Origin of the sequence: uncultured Acetatifactor sp. (assembly GCF_948601915.1) — a bacterium.
Lineage (GTDB): Bacteria > Bacillota > Clostridia > Lachnospirales > Lachnospiraceae > Acetatifactor.
In genome coordinates this window covers 7,173-25,543 of the sequence record NZ_CAPDXS010000073.1, presented here as the reverse complement: position 1 = coordinate 25,543, position 18,371 = coordinate 7,173, and the positions used below count along the sequence as shown (strand labels likewise).

Here is an 18,371-nt window from a genome sequence, read left to right as displayed (position 1 = left end):
AATTGCGGCCCACGGAAGTGATGTAGCGCTCCAGCAGCTCCTCCGGCGCATACACCAGATGCTCCTCGCCCTCCGCCCAGCACCAGCCGCCTCCGAAGGCCTCCTGCTTCCGGTTGCCCATGTCCGTCTCCGCGGGGATCCAATACTTTCCGCCCGGCTTTCCCACGCCGATTGCATCGTCCTCCTCCGTGCCGCCGAAGCCGCAGGTATTGTTGTCAGAGGTGGACCAGCAGTCCATGGGGGCCAGCCCTCTCTCGTTCCCCACCCAGCGCAGGTTCTGGAAATGCTCCTTGGGCCCCTGGAAGCAGATGGCCCGGGGCTGGTACTTCCGAATCAGGCCCACCACGTCCGGCCCGCCCAGCTCATGTGGGATGACGCCTCCGTCGAACCAGATTTCGAACAGCTCCCCGTAATTGCCCCAGATTTCCGCCAGCTGGCGCTCCACCATGCGGACATATTCCTGGTATTCGGCAGAGCGGTAATCCATCTTCTTTGAATCATTGATACCGTAATAGCCATTGCATCCCGTGGAATAATACAGTCCCGGCTTGATGCCGTACTTTTTGCAGGATGCGATGAAGTCCTTCACGATGTCCGCCCGGCCGTCCCGATAAGGGGAGCCCGCCATGGAATAGTCGTTCTCCCCGGTGGGCCACATGGAAAATCCGGTCACATGGTTGGTCACGAACACCGCGTACTTTGCCCCCATGCTGGCCGCAGCCTCCAGCCACTGATCCGTGTTCTCGTCTGTGGGGGCAAAGTCCCTTGCAGGCATTTTGTCCGGAGAGCATTTCCACAGATTCATGGGAATCTCCGGGTGGTAAGTCTCCATGCAGTGGTGGATGATGACACCCATCTCCATATTCGCCCATTCCTCCTGCTTCGGCGTGGGCAGCGGTTTCTGTCTCATAGCCATAACCTCCTGTTTTCAGCAGCAATAATTTTGGATTTCTTAGCCCTTCACGGCCCCCAGCATGATTCCCTTCGAGAAGTACTTCTGCATGAAGGGATACACCAGGAATATGGGGATGACCGTGATGACCGTAATCGTCATGCGCACGCCCATGGGCGTCAGCAGCTGGCTGGCGGCTCCCATCTGGTGGATCGCGCTGGTGTCGCCCTGCTGGAGCATCTTCGTCAGCTCCTGGGTGGAGTTGAGGAATTTATACAGCAGATACTGCAGGGTATTCAGGCTGGTGTCCGACACATACAGGTAATTGTCCATATAGGAGTTCCACTGCCCCACTGCCGTAAAGGTGGCGATGGTTGCCACGATGGGTTTGCTCAGGGGCAGGATGATATAACGGTAGACCGTGAACGCCCCTGCGCCGTCCAGTACGGCCGACTCCTCCAGAGAGGCAGGCAGCTGCTCCACGAAGGTCTTCACCAGTATCACATTGTAGGCGGACACCACCCCGGGCAGAATGTACACCCAGAAGGTATTCACCAGCTTGTAGGCGCTGATCGTCAGGTATGTAGGAATCAGGCCGCCGCTGACATACATGGTGACCACCAGCGCACGGTACAGGAACTTCCTGGCGGGCAGCTCCTCCTTGCTGAACAGATAGCCCATGAAGGTACAGGCAAATACGGACAGCAATGTCCCCGACAGCGTCCTTGCCACGGAGATGAAGAGCGCGCTTCCGATTCCGTTGAGCTGCATGACCTTCGCAAAATTGTTCAAAGAAAAGCCCTTGAACCAGAATGTCACGCCCGACTGGGCCTGGGTGGCATCGCTCAGTGAGTATATCAAAATGTACCAGAACGGATACAGGCAGATCAGGGCCATCAGCCCTAATACGATCGTATTCACCACATGAAAGGCTATGCGGGATGGGTGTGTCTTTCGAAACATATCTTTCACCTCCTAGATAATGCTGTTTCCCCTGATTTTCTTCGCAAGCTGGTTCGTTCCGAAGATCATCACCAGGGAAATCAGGGACTTGATCATTCCGATGGCCGTACTGTAGGAATAGCTCTTGTTGATCAGGCCCAGCCGGTATACATACAGATCCAGAACCTCCAGCCTCTTAAGCGTCACAGGGTTCTGGAAGATAAAATACTGGTCGAAGCCCACGCTGATGAAGTTCCCGATGGAGAGCAAAAGCAATACGATGAAAGTCTCCGCAATTCCAGGCAGCGTCACATGGAGCATCTGCTGGAACCGGCCGGCCCCGTCCACGGACGCCGCTTCATAGAGCTCCTGAGGGATGCCGCTGATGGCCGCCAGGTACACGATGGAGCTCCACCCCAGCCCCTTCCATATCCCCAGGCAGGTCTGGAACCAGTAGACCGCCGATGTGCTGGAGAGGACATTGGTGGGCTTGCTGATGATGCCCATCCCCATCAGGATCGAATTGATCACGCCCTCTGTGGAGAAAAGGGAGAACGCCAGGGAGTATACGATGACCCAGCTGATAAAATTCGGAAAAGTGGTAATGCTCTGTACGAATTTAGAAAATCCCTTGTGAGGGACTTCGTTCAGCAGAATGGCGAATATCATGGGGAGCGGCATCGTGACCAGCCCCAGCACCGCGAAAATCAGGGTGTTCTTGATTACCCTCCACATGTCCACCGTATCCATGAAGAACTGCCTGAAATATTTCAGCCCCACGAAGTTCTCGGCGGACAGTGACGAGCCGGGCGTATACTGGAAAAAGGCGATGCTCCATCCGAACAGCGGCACATAGCTGAACAGGATCACGAACACCAAAAATGGCAACAGCCAGAGCAAGAGCTTATAGTTCTTTTTCTTTTTATATTGTTTTAAGGCAGCATTTTTCACAAGACCCCTCCTTCATAAAATAAATATCCTCTGTGCGAGCCCATGCACAAAAGGCTGCGGCGGGGAGCTTCCTGCATGTCCCTCCGCCGCAGCGCAATCATCGTTGGAAATATAGTTCGATATCATTCATGCTTCCATGGAATGCTCTCCTTTCACGGAAAGCATGGAAAGCCCCTCTTCCATATTACTGGATTCCGTACTTGGCTTTTGCATCGGTGAATGCTTTGTACGCATTGTCGTAAGCTTCCTTTGACCATGTGAACAGTTCGTCGGAGCCCATGGCCTTACACTCCTCGATGACCTGCTCCTTGACCTGCTGATACTCCTCCGCCGTGGCAGCCATCACCAGATCCGGGATATAGCCTTCCAGCAGCGTCTCGATCTGGGTCTTCTTGGTACCCATGTCTTCTGGCACCTGGGTCAGTATCATGTACAGATCCTTGGTATCCATGGAACGATCCTTTGCGATTCCCTGTTCCACCTGATTCTGATGTACCTGAGCGGGATAAGACACATTGTAATGCGCACTGTAGTCCTTCTGCAGGGGGTTCAGCGTCTCCGCAAGAGCCTCCGGGCTATAGGTCAGGTTCAGCATGCTGCCGTCGGAATGCATGACGCCGCCTGAGTACGCACACAGATAGTTCATCCAGCCGCCTGTAGTGGAGCCGGCCACGCCCGCCTGATCCAGAGGCGTGCCGCCTGTGGCGAACATTTCCTTGCCGGCATCGGTCAGAACCGGTACATTGTTCTCGTCATACTCCCAGTGGACGCCCTCGAAACCGGAATAATAGGTGCGCAGATTGTCCTCATTGTGCATATAGTCCAGAACCTGCACAGCCTTGTCGATATTCTTGCATCCGCTGTATACGAAGAGGGAATTGTTCTCCCAGCCCGCGATGGGGTTGCTTGCATAGTTGGCGCTCATGCCGCCGTTCTCAGGGAACACGCTGACATACCCTTTCAGGGTCTCGGGATCGTTCTTTGCTTCCTGTGAATAGTAGCTTCCCACATCCCATGTGCGCAGAGCGCCCGCATAAGTACCCTGTACCACCTTCGTGTTCAGGTCATCGGATTTCATGATGAAGAAATCAGGATCGCACAGGCCCATGTTGTATGCCTTGTTGAAGAACTCCATGGCCTGCCAGAAGGAAGCCTCGTCATCGGTATACGCGTTGTAGACATCTCCTGTGGCAAGGTTCACCTGCAGCCCGGGCACATAGTTCTCGGAATATCCCAGCTGATAGGTCTTCACCACGTTCCAGGACCACAGCCCCGTCCCCACATACTGTCCCAGGCCGTAGGTAGGTCCGCCTGCGTCATTGGTGGGATGCGCTTCCACCATCTGCTGCAGCACATTCAGATAGTCCTCGTCGCTGTTGATTGGCGGGCATCCCAGTTCCTTGTACCAGTCCCAGCGTACCACATAGCCGCTCCAGATTTCCGAGCCAGGGAACTCAGGCCCTACCTGGCAGCGGGTGAAATACAGCTTTCCGTCGCCATTGCTCAGAAACTCCCTCACCAGGTTGTTGCGGTCTTCGAATTTGGCGATGTTGGGCGCGATGTCCAGATAATCGTCCAGGCATACAGCCATGCCCTTGTTCAGCACCTGGGGCTCTCTGTACTTCGTGACATTGGCAATGTCGAAAGTAGCGTCGCCGCTTGCCACAGCCAGGTCGAACTGCTCGTCCGTAATCTGGATTACCTCAATCTTCACACCCAGATCCTCTTCCATCTGCTTGACGAAGTCAGGGGGCCAGATCTCCATGTCCGCGGACGCCTTGCCTGTGTGGGCATAGGTGATGGTAGGCACCTCGCCGCTGTCCGCAGTGCCTGCATCGGAAGCCTCTTCCCCGCTGTCGGAAGCCTCTGATTCGGCTGCTCCGGAATCGGCTGCGGAGCCGGAATCCGACGCTTCGCTGCTGCCCGAAGACTGTCCGCCGTCATTGCCGCAGCCTGTGAGCATTGCCGCCACCATGGCTGATGCCAGCAGAATTGATAGACCTTTCTTTTTCATCCTGTCATTTCCTCCTTTAAATATTGTATTACCATAACAGAAGGCCAAAAAGCTTTCTATTATCATATTTCTATTATAAATTCTGTGGTTTTGAAAGTGAATGGAAGTGGCGATTTATATTTTGTGAGATAATTCGCTTTTTTCATCCGTTTTTGTATTATCTTTTGATTTTCTTCCATTTTTGTGCATTTTTACGATTCTATATGCATTATGCATTTGTAAAATATGTCTTTTCACGAATACTACATGACCGCAATATGCTTTAAGGATACTTCTCCTCTTGCCGCCGTTATCTTGACCAGCAATTTGTCTATTTTCACCTTGTTTTCGTCCAGCAGCCTGTTCTGTTCGGCAAAGGGATCCGCCAGGGCACATATCTTGCGGTTCCCGATTGTGGTCCCCTGGAAGAAGGGGAACTGGCCTCCGCTGGAGAACACGGCCTCTATGCGGAAGCCTTCCACCCTCTGTCCCACGGATATGTCCTCCATCAGCTCCACATACTTAATCCGGGATGTAGGCTGCGCCAGGGTAATCATGTATTCCGGCTGCATGGGATGTCCCGTATCCCTTTTCTCCACCGTGGCCTCCAGGGCCTGTCCGAACTCTCTGTCCAGAAGCTCCCTCAGCTCCTTCAGGCGCGCCACGTCCCTCTCGTCCAGCAGGCCGTCCCGGTTAGGCGGGATATTTAGGTTCAGACAGGCATTGCCGCCCACGGAGCTTATGTATATCCGGAACAGCTTCTCCAGGGACTTGGGCTCTTCCTCCTTGTGCCAGAACCACCCCCGCCGGATGGATGTATTGATCTCCGAGGGCACGAAGGTCAGCCCCTTGGAGTACAGGATGTTGCTCAGGCCGCCCACATTGCTGTCCGTATTGTACAGATAGGACAGATCCCCTTCCTGTGCCAGGGGGCCGGGCCCTGTCTGCACATCGCCGTACCAGCACAGTTCCCCGGGCACCACCGCCCATTCGGATGCCCTGGCGTTTCCGGCCTCATTGCCGCACCAGCGCACGTCCGGGCCCCTGTCGAAGAAAATCACGGCATTTGGCTGATGCTTCCTGACCAGCCTGATATAGCGCTGGAAGTCATATTCCTGCTTCTTCCCATTGGGCCCCTCTCCGCAGGCACCGTCCAGCCAGACACAGAACAGCTCGCCGTACTGTGTCAGCAGCTCCTCCAGCTGATTGCAATAGTAATCATTGTATTCCGGCGTACCGTAATAGGCGCTGTTCCTGTCCCAGGGCGACAGATAGACCCCGAAGCCGATTCCGGCCTCCCTGCAGGCCTGGGCCGCCTCTCCCACCACGTCCCGCTTCACAGGACAGTTCTTTACACTGTGCTCCGTGTATCTGGAGGGCCACAGGCAGAAGCCGTCATGGTGTTTGGCCGTCAGTATCATACCCTTCATGCCCGCCCCGGATAGGGCCCGGGCCCACTGGCGGCAGTCCAGCTTCTCGGGATTGAAGATGCTCTCAGGCTCCGTGCCGTCTCCCCACTCCCTGTCCGTAAAGGTGTTCACGCCGAAGTGGATGAACGCGTAGAACTTCCTGTCGAACCATGCCAGCTGCCGCTTAGACGGCGCCACATTTGCCGCCTCCCTCAGAAAATCAATCATCTTTACTTACCTCCTGGCTTCTTGATTTTATCCTTGTCCCTTCATTATAGGTTTTGCCGTCTCCGAAAGGAATGTGTGCATCCGTCAATCTTTTGGCGGATACCGCTTCATTATGGCAGCTTTTTGTATTATCTTTTGATTTTTGTGCACTTTTGTTCCAATTCTATTTTTTTCGACACGTTTTTCTGCATTTTAACGGACGATGGGATTGAAAAATGACCAATTGATTTCCCTGAACCAAAATGATATAATGGCAATAACATTTTTCATAGAAAAATACGTCAAATGGCCCGGGATACATTGTCCCATACTATAATATATGTGGAAATCATATGATATATGATGGAAAAGACAGATTCCCCCGGAAAGAAGCATCCCGGCGAGGCCCATATCCGGGAACCCCAGGAGGTGCAGCATGCAGAAGACCCACAGCTTCCAGCGGAAAGTGATTGGATATATACTCGTGATCGTCAGCCTCACCCTGGCGGTGGGCACTCTATTAGTGGTCTCTCTGGTCACCAGGAAGCTGTCCCAGCAGAACGTGAACTATACCCTGTCCGCCTTCGTCAAGACCGACGTGGAACTGGAGAACCAGAAAGACAAAATGGACACTGCCTTCGTCAACATATCCACCTCCCTCACCCGCAGCGGCATGCCGGACATCGGAAGCGCCAGCCTCCCCTATACCAAGTCCCTGATCGGCATCAGCAACCTGTTCGACCAGTTCCTGGACTATAAGATGATCGGGCTCTTCAGCAGCGATGCCGCCATCATCTGTTCCCCTGTACGGAGCTTTTCCGTCCATTACAGCAGCGACGATGTCTTTACCTCCCGGCTCTATGACGATATCCTCCACGGCGAAAAAGATTACGGCATGGCGTATATGCATGAATTTATAACCGATTCCTATGCCGGTACTTCCTCTTTCTGGCTGGGCAAGGTGGTCTATTTCCGCCGGGCGTTCCTGTACGGAGGCAAGCGGTACTATATCCTGATCGGCCTGGACGAAAGCGTCATCCATCAGTCGTTCCTGCATCTGGAACAGGGCTTCAACTCCGTCTACATCGTGGGGCAGGACAGCGAGATCATCTCCAGCAGCCACACCAATATGTTCCGCCGGAAGCTGGATTGCCCCATCCGGCCCGATTCCGGCCTCTCCTACAAGGAGACCCTGGGCGAAACGGAATATCAGATCATCCCTCAGGCTCTGGGCATCTACGACTGGTCCATCGTCAACCAGTATCCCACCAGCGAATACATGCGGGACGTGAACCGTATGTCCGTCTTCATCATCACGATCTTCATCGGCTGCCTGGCTGCCGTGGGCCTGTGCGTGACTTTGACCATCCGTAGGCTTTCCTCCCCCCTGAATGAGCTCAGCGACCGGCTGAAGGGTTTTTCCTCCACGGGCCTGCACTCGCCCCAGACCGTGCTGCATACGGGGAATATCGAGGAATTCGACATATTGAACAAAAGCTTCCTCCAGATGGCGGACGATATCCAGCGGTTGGTGGCCAGGCAGAAGGAAGAGGAGGAACAGAAGAACCAGTTCCGCATCCAGGCCCTGATGGCCCAGATAAACCCACATTTCATCTGCAATGCCCTCAATACGGTGAAGGTCATGGCGGAGATTGCAGGGAACCGGAACGTAGCCACCATGATCGCCCATATCTGCCAGTATATCTCCCCCGCTTTCCGCACCAAGAAGAACCGTTGGTCCTATGCGGAGGAATACGCTTTTCTGGAAGATTATATCTATATTCTGGAAATCTGTTTCAGCGCGAAGATGGAGATCGGCTGTTCCTTCGACCCCTCCATAAGAGACTGCGTCCTGCCCCGGTTCCTGATCCAGCCGCTGATTGAGAACAGCATCTCCCACGGCATGACCCAGGACTGGACTCTTGAGATAGATGTATCCGTGAAAAAGACAGAGGGCGGGGAGGTGTGGATCCGTGTGTCCGACAATGGAATCGGCTTTGCCCCCGAGGTGCTCCTGGACAAAAAAGAAATGCTGGCCAACTGCAAAAAAGCCGCCGACCCACAGGCCGGCATCGGCCTGCAGAATATCAAGCAGCGGCTGAACCATTATTATCCGGAATCCCATGCCTTCGAGATTGAATCCGCCCCCAATGCCGGAACTGCCATCGCCATCCGGATTCCTCTGCAGACGAATGACGCCTCGCCCCAGAACGGCCAAAGCGCAATCACTTAGCTCTTCTTAGCCGAAGCCTTCGGCCCGCTTAGAAACTCTTCATTCCGCACGCACTTCCGCCAGGCGTTGGGCGAGTATCCCGTGACGGTCTTGAAGGTCTTGCTGAAATGGGAGAGGTCGCCTATCCCGGTCTTCTCCGCTATCTCATACAGGAACACGCTCTCGTCCTCCAGAAGCTCCATGGCATGCTGGATGCGGTAAAAGGTGAGGTAGGTGCTGAAGCTGATGCCCATGGCCCGCTTGAACAGAGTGGAGAAATAGCTGGGGCTGAAGGACACCTGCTCCGCCACATCGTTCAGAGCGATCTTGCCCCCCCTGTTCTCCTGGATGTAGCGCAGCGACTGGCGGATTTCATCGTATCCGCAGTCCCCGCCGTCCAGCACGTCCCCGCGGCTGCGGAGCATGTCCCTGCACCGCAGATAGACCCCCTCATAGGTATCCTCGTCCAGGATTCCCTGGAGCCGCTCCGTCAGTTCCTCCGGCGGGAAAACAGGCAGCTCCCGGCAGAAGGCCTCCAAGCCTGCCACCACGGCCTGCCGGTACTCATAGAAGGAGAATCCGGCCTGCCCAGTGGTCTGTTCCGTAGGTTTGACTATATTTTCGTAGTATATCTGGCGGTTCTTTCCACAGAAGGTATTGATGGCGTACAGCGAAGAGATGTTGGCCACATAGTTGATGAAAAAAGAAGCCTGTCCTTTCTGGATACCGGCCCCCTGCCCTCTCACATGGCCTCCCAGGCGGAAGAAGGCATCCCGCTTCTCCCTGATTTCGGCGGGCTCCTGGCAGCATTCCAGGTCACAGGCCAGCTCCTGGTCGAATGCCTTGTACACATATTTGCCGAACAGCTGCACCCGATGGATCAGCTCCTCCTCGGAAAGCGCCCTATTCTTAAAACATACGGTGAACTCCATGTCATTCCTGCAGTCCGCCACCGTGTCGGAATGGTTCAGGAAATACTCCGCCAGAAGGTCTCTGACCGCCTTGGACAGAATCGCCTTATTGCCGCCTCTGATATGCAGACGGAACAGCAGCCAGTAGGGGCTCACCTCAAAGGGCAGGGCTCCCTCGCTTCTGTCCAGGAAGTCTCCCAGGAGCTGCTCGTCCGTGCGGATGCCGGAGGCGGCCCCGCTGGCCACTCCCTCCAAAGCAAGCTCCCTCCCCGCCTGGGAGAGCTTTTCCTGCAGCTCCTCGGGGGATATGGCGGACTTCAGCAGGAAATCGAAGATGCGGTAGGGGAAGAGCCTGGTGATCACCTGCACGTCCTCCACGCAGGTGACGACGATGATTTTGCAGGGGCGCTCTTCCGCGCATATCTTCCCGATCAGCTCCACGCCCCCCAGCCGCGGCATGTTCAGATCCGTGACCACAATCTCCGGATAATGGGTGCGGTACAGCTGCAGAGCCTGTATTCCGTCATCCGCCTGCGCGACGATCTGCATATTCAGTTCCGCCCAGTTCACCGAAGACACGATGCCTGCGCGGGTCAGGAGCTCATCCTCCGCAATCAGTACCTTATACATTCCCGCCATCCCCCCCAGACTGTTCTGTGGCTACTTCCGAATTGGATTTTGTCGATTTCGCTGGTTTTCATTATACACCAGAAATCCAGAAAAGACAACCGGGAAGAATTCGTCTCCATGCAATTCCGTTCTTCCTATCTCCTTGGCCACAACAACAAATCTGCCGTCCTCCACATGGTATGTACAAGTGGAGAGCGTCAGAAAGCAATCCCCCAATTCTGCCGTGACGCCAGTGTCATATAAGGACATCTCTTTGACATTTTCATAAAAATCCCGGAATTCTTCCTCGTTCTGCGCCTGAAAAAAATTATAGTATTTGAATACCTGATCCGTGGTATAGTACACTTGGCTGTAGAAGGCCGCCATCACCTCATAGCGGCGCTTCCCTGTCTCCGTATACAGCTCCATGTACTTATGTTCCGAATAATAGTCCTCATCCTGGTACTCGTCAAGGCTTCCGAACATAGTCCCTGTCTTCATATTATGGCCATGGATGATTAGGTTGGTCGTCCCGCCGGCGTACAGGTCGCTGTCCGTATCCAGAATCAGGCAGCCCGCTTCATCTTCATTCCCATCGAAGTCCCGTTTCAGATAATATATCTCGTCCTCCATGGTCTGCATGACAGGATAGTCAATCACCGTCCCGTCTACCACCAGCCATGCGGCCATGTCCTCATTTTGTGCGAACAGCTTTTCGTATGGGTTTTCTGAGAATATCTGCCCTCTTTCGGAATCCACGGAATCTGATATTTTTTTATTTGTTTCTTCGGCAGAATCCGTCCCATCCAAATTCTGCCGAAGCTGCTCCATTTTAGTCTCCGCTTCTTTCTCTCTTCCATAGAAGCGAGCCAATTGCCAGACACATATGCCTGCCATTGCCGCAGCCAATATGCCACAGGCCAGGATTGCTCTTTTCAGCTTTTTTTCACGGAGACTTTTTTCTGAACCCTCTTCCGGTTCCGCATTTCCCCCTATCTTTTCATCCTTTTTCATTTCATGCCCATTTCAGATTTTCCGCCTTTTTCTGAACCCTCTTCCGGTTCCGCATTTCCCCCTATCTTTTCATCCTTTTTCATTTCATGCCCATTTCAGATTTTCCGCCTTTTTCTGAAAAGTATCCCCGCAGCCGCCAGAGAGGCAATACAAACCGCTCCCGTAATGGGGATGGCCGCTGGCAGGGAATCTCCTGTCTTCGGGACATCATCCTTGATACGTCCGGCATCATTCGATGTATTGCCCACACCGGTTCCCGTGGCATTTCCCGGATTATCCGGTCTGGCATTTCCCGAGTTATTCGAATCCGAACTGTCAGTTCCCGGATTATCCGAGTCCGGCGTGTCGGTTCCCGGATTGTCTGTATCGGGTGTGCTGGTTCCTGTATTATCCGAATCAGGATTATCGGTTCCTGGGTTATCGGTTCCCGGATTATCGGTTCCCGGATTATCTGTGTCCGGATTGTCGGTCCCCTCCACCGCAAAGACAAATGTACTGAATCCGTCTACTGTAAAGGTGACAGTACCATCGCCTTTCATTTTCAGGCTGACCGTCTCGACAGTCCCATCCGTACGATAGTGGAGGACGACCAGACGGCTGGCCTGCAACCCGCTGGGAATCGGCATAGTTACCGTAATCGGCACCTCAAGCTCATGTACTTTCGCGCTATTATGCACCAGAGAGACATCAAGCTGGACGCTGGATGCAAATTGATATCCGTCCAGATTCTCCTTCTTTTCAGGCATGGATACCTCCAGCCTCACATCCCCACTGTCTACGTTCAGGCCTGCTCCCACTACGGAGATATCCTGTGCATTCACATACGCACTCGCCTCTTCCGATACGACAGGATTGCTCTTGACGATTCCTTTCTCCGCCACATACCGCTCTTCCAGCTCTTTCATCTGGCTCAGGACGGCGCTGTCTGTCTGCATGGCAGTGTGGAGCTCTGACTGTGGGATTTCAGCTTTGATCGTCGCCAGCGCTTCGGCGGCCGTCGCCGCTTCCATGGCACCGCTTATCTTATCTCCGACTCCCTCCGACACTTTAGCGGTATCAAAATAATCGGAGAACTCCCCCGCTGCACCATTGGCGATTTCATCTATGTTTCCGCTCAATGCTGTAACCTTGACGCGATATCGGCCCGCACCGAATGAGTCTATTCGTCTGGTAAAATCTTCCTCACGAGGAGTTGTGATGTCCTTATAGCCCGCCTCTACCCACGACGTGGATCCCAGAGAGAACTCCTCGTCAGAACCATCTGCTGTATAGAACAATTCCAGAGAATATCCGCCTGCACCCTCAACTCCGGTATAGCGGAATACACCAGCCCTCTCGCTGTCCCAATAGCCGGTCGTCGTTCCAAGCGCCTGTGACGGCCTGGTATACACTTTCTCCTCACTGTGTGACCAGTCACTGGATATCTGTGTATCCCAGTTCTCCATGCTGACTGCCATTACACGAAATTTGTAGGTGCCGCTTTCATTTATGTACTTAGCGCCTTGGAAGGTTATTCGCTCTGGCTCTTCAAATCCCCAAAGACCGACCTCATGTATTTCTCCATCTTTTAAAATGACAACTCTATACAGTCCTTCCGACTCTGGTACTGCATCCCACGATAAGCTCCAATTTTCTCCCCACGCCACCCCTGTAGGGGCCGCCAATTGCTTCTTCTCACCATTCTCCGTCTGTGGCGGATCAGTGTCGTCAGCCGCGTCATTTCCGGCATCGCCGTCTCCGCCGACCGAAGCATCGTTTCCGAGTCCATCAGTTTCATCGGTCACGCTGCCATTTCCGGTTCCATCAGCTCCACCGGTTTCACCATTTCCTTCAGTCTCTACAGCGGCATCAACCACTTTATTGTCTTCATCCCCTTTCGCACCCTCAACCGTCTCCTCGCTTGAAGGCTCAGCTTCATCGCTTCCATTCTTCCCCTCGTCCACACTGGCATCTCCAGCTTCAATCCAATTGCTAATCATAACGGCATTAGAAGCTTCTGCCGCCATGACCTCTTGCCTTCCTGACATCGGCGTGAGCACCAACGCCATCGCAAGCACAACTGCCATCACTGCCTTTTTCCTCATTTCCCTTCCCTCCTTGCTATATTCCACGGGATTCCCAGATAAAGCTATGCGCTGTTATCCTGGCATAATCCCAAAAGGCCCTTACCCAAAGCTACACAGTCTGCTTGGACTGTTCAGAGGATTGCTGCTTTTCCATTTCATCTTTCGCAGTCCGCACCCCTGACAGAAATCCTTCCATAAATATCTCTAACATATTGATTTCATTGTCAGACATATTCTTGACCCGTTCTATTACTTGCATTTTCTCCTGACCAGCCACATTCCCCTACACTCTTTCCTTAATTCTTAGAATAGAATATCATTTCTGAGAATATATGTCAACACGATTTTATTGACTGAGAAAAGTTTTTCTGATATACTCTCCATGAGGTAACGGATATGGAATTAAAAGATCGTTTGCAGATACTCCTGGACGAACAGAACATCAAACGAAAAGACTTTGCCAGTACAATCAAAGTCACCGAGGGTTATGTATCTAATATATTAAACGGGAAACGGAATCAAATTTCCTATTCTCTTGCGCTACTGATTGAAGAAAAATATGGGTACTCAGCACAATGGATTCTGACCGGGGAAGGCGAACGCTATGCTTTACAGTCAAGAGTCCCCCATCTCTCTCCAACTAAAAAAAGGCTGATTGCCCAAATCGAGAAAATGTCTGATTCTGAGATCAACGCAATAAAGGTATTTATAGAATCACTTGATAAATATAAAGAAGCATTCCAGATATCGAAAGACTAAAGGGAAGCTTCGCAAGGAGCCTGAATTGGCTGCTTGCGAAGCTTCCACTCGTGGTTTTTGATGTATCCAGCCCTGCCACCCCCCTCTGTGGCAGAGTCCTGATGTTTCAGCGGGAGAACCACTCCCTCATCACCCCCAGCACCTGTACCAGTTCCTCCTCCGTAATCACATAGGGCACCATGGCATACAGATAGTTCAGGAACGGGCGGCTGAACACGCCCCTCTCATAGGCAAACTGCTGGTAGCCCTTCAGAGCCGCCCCGTTCTTCACCTCCACGCAGACGCATCCGCCCATGATGCGCACCTCCCGAATCTGCTCATGGGCCAGCCCTGCCATCTCCCGCTTTGTAATCTCTTCAATCCGGCGAATCCGGAAGAGGTAATCCCCCTCCTCGAACAGCTCTATGGACTTCAGCGCCACGCTGCAGGCCAGGGCGTTGCCCATGAAAGTAGGGCCGTGCATCAGGGCCTTTTCCGGGGCGTCTGCGTAAAAGCCCTCGTACACCTTATGGTTGGCGATGGTAGCCGCATGTCCTATGTATCCGCCGGTCAGCGCCTTGCCCAGCACCAGAATGTCCGGCAGCACCAGGTCTGCCACAAAGCGGTTCCCAGTCCGCCCGAAGCCTGTGGCCACTTCGTCGAAGACCAGCAGGACGCCGTATTCATCGCACAGCTCCCTGGCCCGACGCAGGAAGGAGACATCGTACATCCGCATGCCTCCCGCCCCCTGGAGCAGCGGCTCCACGATGAAGCAGTTCAGCTCCCCATGCAGACGGTCAAAAGCCTCCTCCAGTGCTCCGATTTCCGTGGGGATGTGAATCACGTCCTTCTTCTCCCCGTATGTCTGCAGGATGAAATGGTAGTCCTCGTCGTCCCCCACTTCCATGGCCTTGAAGGTATCCCCGTGGTAGGCATGGGTCAGCGCCAGGACTTTTGTCCGCTTCAGGTCCCCCCGGTTCACATAGAACTGCAGCGCCATTTTCAATGCCACTTCCACAGCCACGCTGCCGGAGTCCGAGAAAAAGCAGTAGTCCAAATCCCCCGGCAGCCATTCCTCCAGCTTCTCCGACAGCCGCCGTACCGGCTCATGGGTCAGGCCTCCCAGCATCACATGGGAGAACCGGTCTGCCTGGGACTTGATGGCCTCTGTCAGGGCGGGGTGCTTATAGCCGTGGATCACGCTCCACCAGGAGGATACCGAGTCGATTAGTTTTTGTTTTTTCGTATATAGATATACGCCGTTTGCATCTATGATTTCATAGGGCGCTTGCATGGCCTTCATCTGTTGATAGGGATACCAGATCATATGCGTCACCTTCCTTTTTCCTGACATTTACTCTCGGGATTTCCAGACCACATATCATGCGGCTTTCCCGAACTCCTTTGGATCGTTTGCTCCACGTTTCCAAGTGCCGTCCTGCCCAATGCCTGATTCTGCTCTCTGAGATTTCGAGAGCCTGTCTGACTGTCATGCAGGCGGCTGCCTGTCTCGGTCACTCCGCTCGTCTTGTAGGGACGTTCTGTCTGTAGTCATTCTTCATACAGAGCCGCCAGCGTCTCGCTGTCCAGAGCCAGCTCCCCGGCGCCTTCCTCCACCCAAGCCAGAACCTTCAGCCCCGTCCTGTGCTCACACATCCGAAGGTTGTCCTCCTCCATGACATTTCCGGGGTGGAAACGGTTGAAGAGGATGCCCTTCACGGGGATTCCCCGGGAGCGCATGTATTCCGTGGTCAGCACCACGCTGTTGATGGTGCCCAGCCCCGCGTCAGCCACCAGCAGGCAGGACAGCTCCAGCCTGGCAATCACGTCCTCCAGCCAGATTTCCGCCTCATCGAAGCAGACGGGGCACAGAATCCCGCCGCTGCCCTCCACGGTGACATAGTCGTACTCCCGGCACACTTCCCGGAAGCCCTTTTCCACCACATCCAGCCGCACCGGATTCCCTTCCAGCCGGGAAGCCAGATGGGGCGACACCGCTTGCTCGTAGACATAGGGGCACATCTGCTCCAGGGGCTGCCCGATGCCGGAGATGTCCCTGACATAGGCCGCGTCCCCGGGGATGAGGCTGCCGTCCTCCCGTCTGGCGTTGCCGCTCATGGCCGCCTTGTAATAGCCCGCACTTCTGCCGCTCTCTTTCAGTTTCTTTACAATCAGGCCCGCCACATAGGTCTTCCCCACATCCGTCCCTGTCCCAACGATGAAAATCTTTCTACTCATTGCAAAGCCTCACCTCGAATCCCAGATTCCTGACCAGCTTTCTGTCGGTCTCCACGGTGATTCCCGCCGTGGTCAGCATGTCCCCGGAGATGGCGGCGTTGGCGCCGCTCTTGAAGCACAACTCCCCCTTGTCTCCCAGAAGCCCTCTCCCCCCTGCCAGCCGAATCGACGCATCCGGTATCAGGAAACGGAAGACGGCCACGCAGCGCCTGGCCTCCTCATCGGTCAGGGGCTCCCGGCGCTCCAGAGGCGTCCCGGGGATGGGGTTCAGAAGATTCACGGGAACGGATTTCACGCCCAGCCCCCTTGCGGTGAGCACCATGTCGATGCGGTCTTCCATGGTCTCCCCCATACCCAGGATGCCGCCGGAACAGACGGACAGCCCTGCCCTTTTGGCCGCTTTCAGGGTATCGACCTTGTCCTTATAGGTATGGGTGGTGCAGATTTCAGGGAAGAACCTGGCGGAAGATTCCAGGTTGCAGTGCACCCGGGAGGCTCCGGCTTCTCTGATTTTCCGAAACTGCCATTCTTCCAGCAAGCCGAAGGACACACAGACCTGGATGCCAACCTCCGCCCGGATGGCCCGGATGCTGTCGCAGGCCTGCTCCACTTCCCGCACCGACAGCTTCCTGCCGGATGTGACGATGGAATAGCGCAGCACCCCTTTCTCCGCATTCTGCCTGGCTCCTCTCAGCAACTCTTCCTTGGGCAACAGCCCGTAGGCTTCGGTACATTTTGCCTGATAATGGGCGCTCTGGGCGCAGTATTTGCAGTCCTCTGAGCAGCGGCCGCACTTGCCGTTGACGATGGTGCACAGGTCAAAGCCCTGGCCGCACTTTTTCCTGCGGATCTCCTCCGCCGCTTCCGCCAGCTCCTCTAAGGGAGCCTGCGCCAACAGCAGCGCCTCTTCCCGGGAGATGTCACCGGTGGTCAGCGCCTTTTCCTTCATTTCCTGTATGATGCCCATGCAATCTCCTTTCGGTTAGGTAAACTTCATCCCGGCTACACCGTCCAGGACGAGATGACGAAGAGCGGTCTGTTATCCTTCCAGGCCTGCCGCGGCAACCGTCTCCGCTATGGCTGCCGCCGCCGATGACAGCTCCTCCTTGGTGTGGGTGGCCATCAGGGCGGCTCGCAGCATGGCTTCGCCCTTCTTCACTGTGGGGTAACGGATAGCAGGGATGAAGAAGCCACGCTCCATCAGCATCCCGGAGACTTTCAGGGCTTTTTCCTCCGCGCCGATCCGAATGGGTATGATGGCGGTCTCGGAGTCTGTCTCTATGCCGCGCTCCCGGAGCTGCCCGCAGAACCACCGGATGTTCTCCTGGAGCCTGCCCACCCGCCAGGGCTCTTCTTCTATGAGTTCCAGGGCTCGTTTCGCCGCCGCCATGGTCACGGGGGAGAGGGAGGTGGAGAAGATATAGCTCCTGGCTCTGTTCTTCAGGTATTGTGCCAGGATGCGGGAGCCGCAGACATAGCCGCCCTCCGCGCCGATGGCCTTGCTCAGGGTGCCCATGAGGATGTCCGTCCGCCCTTCCATGTGGAAATGCTCCTCGCAGCCCCGGCCAGTGGCTCCCACCACCCCGGTGGCATGGGCTTCGTCTATCATGGACAGCAGACCGTAGGCATCCGCCAGCTCCACCAGCCCGGGCAGATCCACCATATCCCCGTCCATGCTGAACACCCCGTCGCTGACGATCAGCCCCTGTCTTCCTGGGCGCTCCCTAATCTTCCGCTCCAGGTCTGCCATGTCATTGTGCCGGTAGACCACCGTCTCCGCCCGGGACTGCCTGCATCCGTCGATGATGCTGGCATGGTTCAGCTCGTCGCTGTAGATTACGTCCCCCGCCCGGCACAGAGCCGGCAGGATGCCCCCGTTGGCCGCGAATCCTGTGCTGAAGACCACAGCCGCCTCCCTGCCTTTGAACCAGGCCAGGGTCTCCTCCAGCTGCGTATGCAGGATCGTGGTTCCGGTGGTGAGCCTGGAGCCGCCGGAGCCAGTGCCATATTCCGCTAACGCCTGGGCGGCAGCTTCTTTGACGCGTCCTTCATCGCAGAAGTCCAGATAGGAGTTGGAGGCCAGCATCAGCATGTCGCGCCCCTGATACCGGACATGGGAGCGCTGTGCGCTCTCGATGACTTTGGTCTCCCGGTATAAATGCTGTCGTCGGAGGGTCTGCAGCTCTTCT

The 18,371-nt window shown here is 54.9% G+C and carries 14 protein-coding genes; 2 read left to right on the top strand and 12 right to left on the bottom strand.

The window, feature by feature from the left end; genetic code table 11:
* The 5 genes from Q2B33_RS13520 to Q2B33_RS13500 all read right to left on the bottom strand — a co-directional run.
* Positions 1-910: alpha-L-fucosidase (locus tag Q2B33_RS13520; RefSeq protein ID WP_300888743.1), on the bottom strand; the 910-nt coding region annotated here is incomplete at its 3' end.
* A gap of 42 nt (positions 911-952) precedes the next feature.
* Positions 953-1,855: a carbohydrate ABC transporter permease gene (locus Q2B33_RS13515; protein WP_296458383.1), complete on the bottom strand. Its 903-nt coding sequence runs from the start codon at positions 1,853-1,855 to the stop codon at positions 953-955.
* 12 nt (positions 1,856-1,867) lie between these two features.
* Entirely contained in the window at positions 1,868-2,785 is a 918-nt protein-coding gene (locus Q2B33_RS13510) for a sugar ABC transporter permease (RefSeq protein ID WP_300784520.1), read from the bottom strand.
* A gap of 184 nt (positions 2,786-2,969) precedes the next feature.
* The gene (locus Q2B33_RS13505; protein WP_300566062.1) at positions 2,970-4,799 is read right to left on the bottom strand and encodes a hypothetical protein; all 1,830 of its coding nucleotides are present in this window, start codon (positions 4,797-4,799) and stop codon (positions 2,970-2,972) included.
* Between the two features lie 242 nt (positions 4,800-5,041).
* Complete coding sequence (locus tag Q2B33_RS13500) at positions 5,042-6,415, bottom strand: alpha-L-fucosidase (protein WP_300784518.1); 1,374 nt, start codon at positions 6,413-6,415, stop codon at positions 5,042-5,044.
* 415 nt (positions 6,416-6,830) lie between these two features.
* Between Q2B33_RS13500 and Q2B33_RS13495 the strand changes: the two genes are divergently transcribed.
* Positions 6,831-8,627, top strand: a complete 1,797-nt coding sequence (locus Q2B33_RS13495; RefSeq protein ID WP_300784516.1) for a sensor histidine kinase — start codon at positions 6,831-6,833, stop codon at positions 8,625-8,627.
* Here the strand turns inward: Q2B33_RS13495 and Q2B33_RS13490 are convergent.
* From Q2B33_RS13490 to Q2B33_RS13480, 3 genes are all read right to left on the bottom strand, one after another.
* Complete coding sequence (locus tag Q2B33_RS13490) at positions 8,624-10,147, bottom strand: AraC family transcriptional regulator (protein WP_300566056.1); 1,524 nt, start codon at positions 10,145-10,147, stop codon at positions 8,624-8,626. The two genes, Q2B33_RS13495 and Q2B33_RS13490, sit on opposite strands and share 4 nt — an antisense overlap.
* A 30-nt stretch (positions 10,148-10,177) precedes the next feature.
* Positions 10,178-10,885, bottom strand: a complete 708-nt coding sequence (locus Q2B33_RS13485; protein ID WP_300914071.1) for a class B sortase — start codon at positions 10,883-10,885, stop codon at positions 10,178-10,180.
* Between the two features lie 350 nt (positions 10,886-11,235).
* Positions 11,236-13,224 (bottom strand): LPXTG cell wall anchor domain-containing protein, encoded by a 1,989-nt coding sequence (locus tag Q2B33_RS13480; RefSeq protein ID WP_300566052.1) that lies wholly within the window; start codon positions 13,222-13,224, stop codon positions 11,236-11,238.
* Positions 13,225-13,602: 378 nt separating this feature from the next.
* Here Q2B33_RS13480 and Q2B33_RS13475 point away from each other — a divergent pair, with 378 nt between their 5' ends.
* A complete protein-coding gene (locus Q2B33_RS13475; RefSeq protein ID WP_300566050.1) occupies positions 13,603-13,965 on the top strand; it encodes a helix-turn-helix transcriptional regulator in 363 nt (120 codons plus the stop codon).
* Positions 13,966-14,071: 106 nt separating this feature from the next.
* Here the strand turns inward: Q2B33_RS13475 and bioA are convergent, their stop codons facing one another.
* The 4 genes from bioA to bioF form a co-directional block, all read right to left on the bottom strand.
* Positions 14,072-15,271: an adenosylmethionine--8-amino-7-oxononanoate transaminase gene (gene bioA, locus Q2B33_RS13470; protein WP_300566107.1), complete on the bottom strand. Its 1,200-nt coding sequence runs from the start codon at positions 15,269-15,271 to the stop codon at positions 14,072-14,074.
* A 224-nt stretch (positions 15,272-15,495) separates the two neighbouring features.
* Positions 15,496-16,182 (bottom strand): dethiobiotin synthase, encoded by a 687-nt coding sequence (bioD, locus tag Q2B33_RS13465; protein ID WP_300566048.1) that lies wholly within the window; start codon positions 16,180-16,182, stop codon positions 15,496-15,498.
* Positions 16,175-17,149 carry a biotin synthase BioB gene (gene bioB, locus Q2B33_RS13460; RefSeq protein ID WP_300566046.1) on the bottom strand — a complete coding sequence of 325 codons (975 nt, stop codon included), beginning with the start codon at positions 17,147-17,149 and terminating at the stop codon, positions 16,175-16,177. Before bioB ends, bioD begins: the two co-directional genes overlap by 8 nt.
* Before the next feature lie 72 nt (positions 17,150-17,221).
* A partial coding sequence (bioF, locus tag Q2B33_RS13455) for an 8-amino-7-oxononanoate synthase (RefSeq protein WP_300822974.1) occupies positions 17,222-18,371 on the bottom strand: 1,150 nt, incomplete at its 5' end.

Coding starts and splice junctions, on each gene's coding strand:
- Q2B33_RS13515 (WP_296458383.1), bottom strand. CDS start 1,855: ATGTTTCGAAAGACACACCCATCCCGCATAGCCTTTCATGTGGTGAAT.
- Q2B33_RS13505 (WP_300566062.1), bottom strand. CDS start 4,799: ATGAAAAAGAAAGGTCTATCAATTCTGCTGGCATCAGCCATGGTGGCG.
- Q2B33_RS13500 (WP_300784518.1), bottom strand. CDS start 6,415: ATGATTGATTTTCTGAGGGAGGCGGCAAATGTGGCGCCGTCTAAGCGG.
- Q2B33_RS13495 (WP_300784516.1), top strand. CDS start 6,831: ATGCAGAAGACCCACAGCTTCCAGCGGAAAGTGATTGGATATATACTC.
- Q2B33_RS13490 (WP_300566056.1), bottom strand. CDS start 10,147: ATGTATAAGGTACTGATTGCGGAGGATGAGCTCCTGACCCGCGCAGGC.
- Q2B33_RS13480 (WP_300566052.1), bottom strand. CDS start 13,224: ATGAGGAAAAAGGCAGTGATGGCAGTTGTGCTTGCGATGGCGTTGGTG.
- Q2B33_RS13475 (WP_300566050.1), top strand. CDS start 13,603: ATGGAATTAAAAGATCGTTTGCAGATACTCCTGGACGAACAGAACATC.
- bioA (WP_300566107.1), bottom strand. CDS start 15,271: ATGATCTGGTATCCCTATCAACAGATGAAGGCCATGCAAGCGCCCTAT.
- bioD (WP_300566048.1), bottom strand. CDS start 16,182: ATGAGTAGAAAGATTTTCATCGTTGGGACAGGGACGGATGTGGGGAAG.
- bioB (WP_300566046.1), bottom strand. CDS start 17,149: ATGGGCATCATACAGGAAATGAAGGAAAAGGCGCTGACCACCGGTGAC.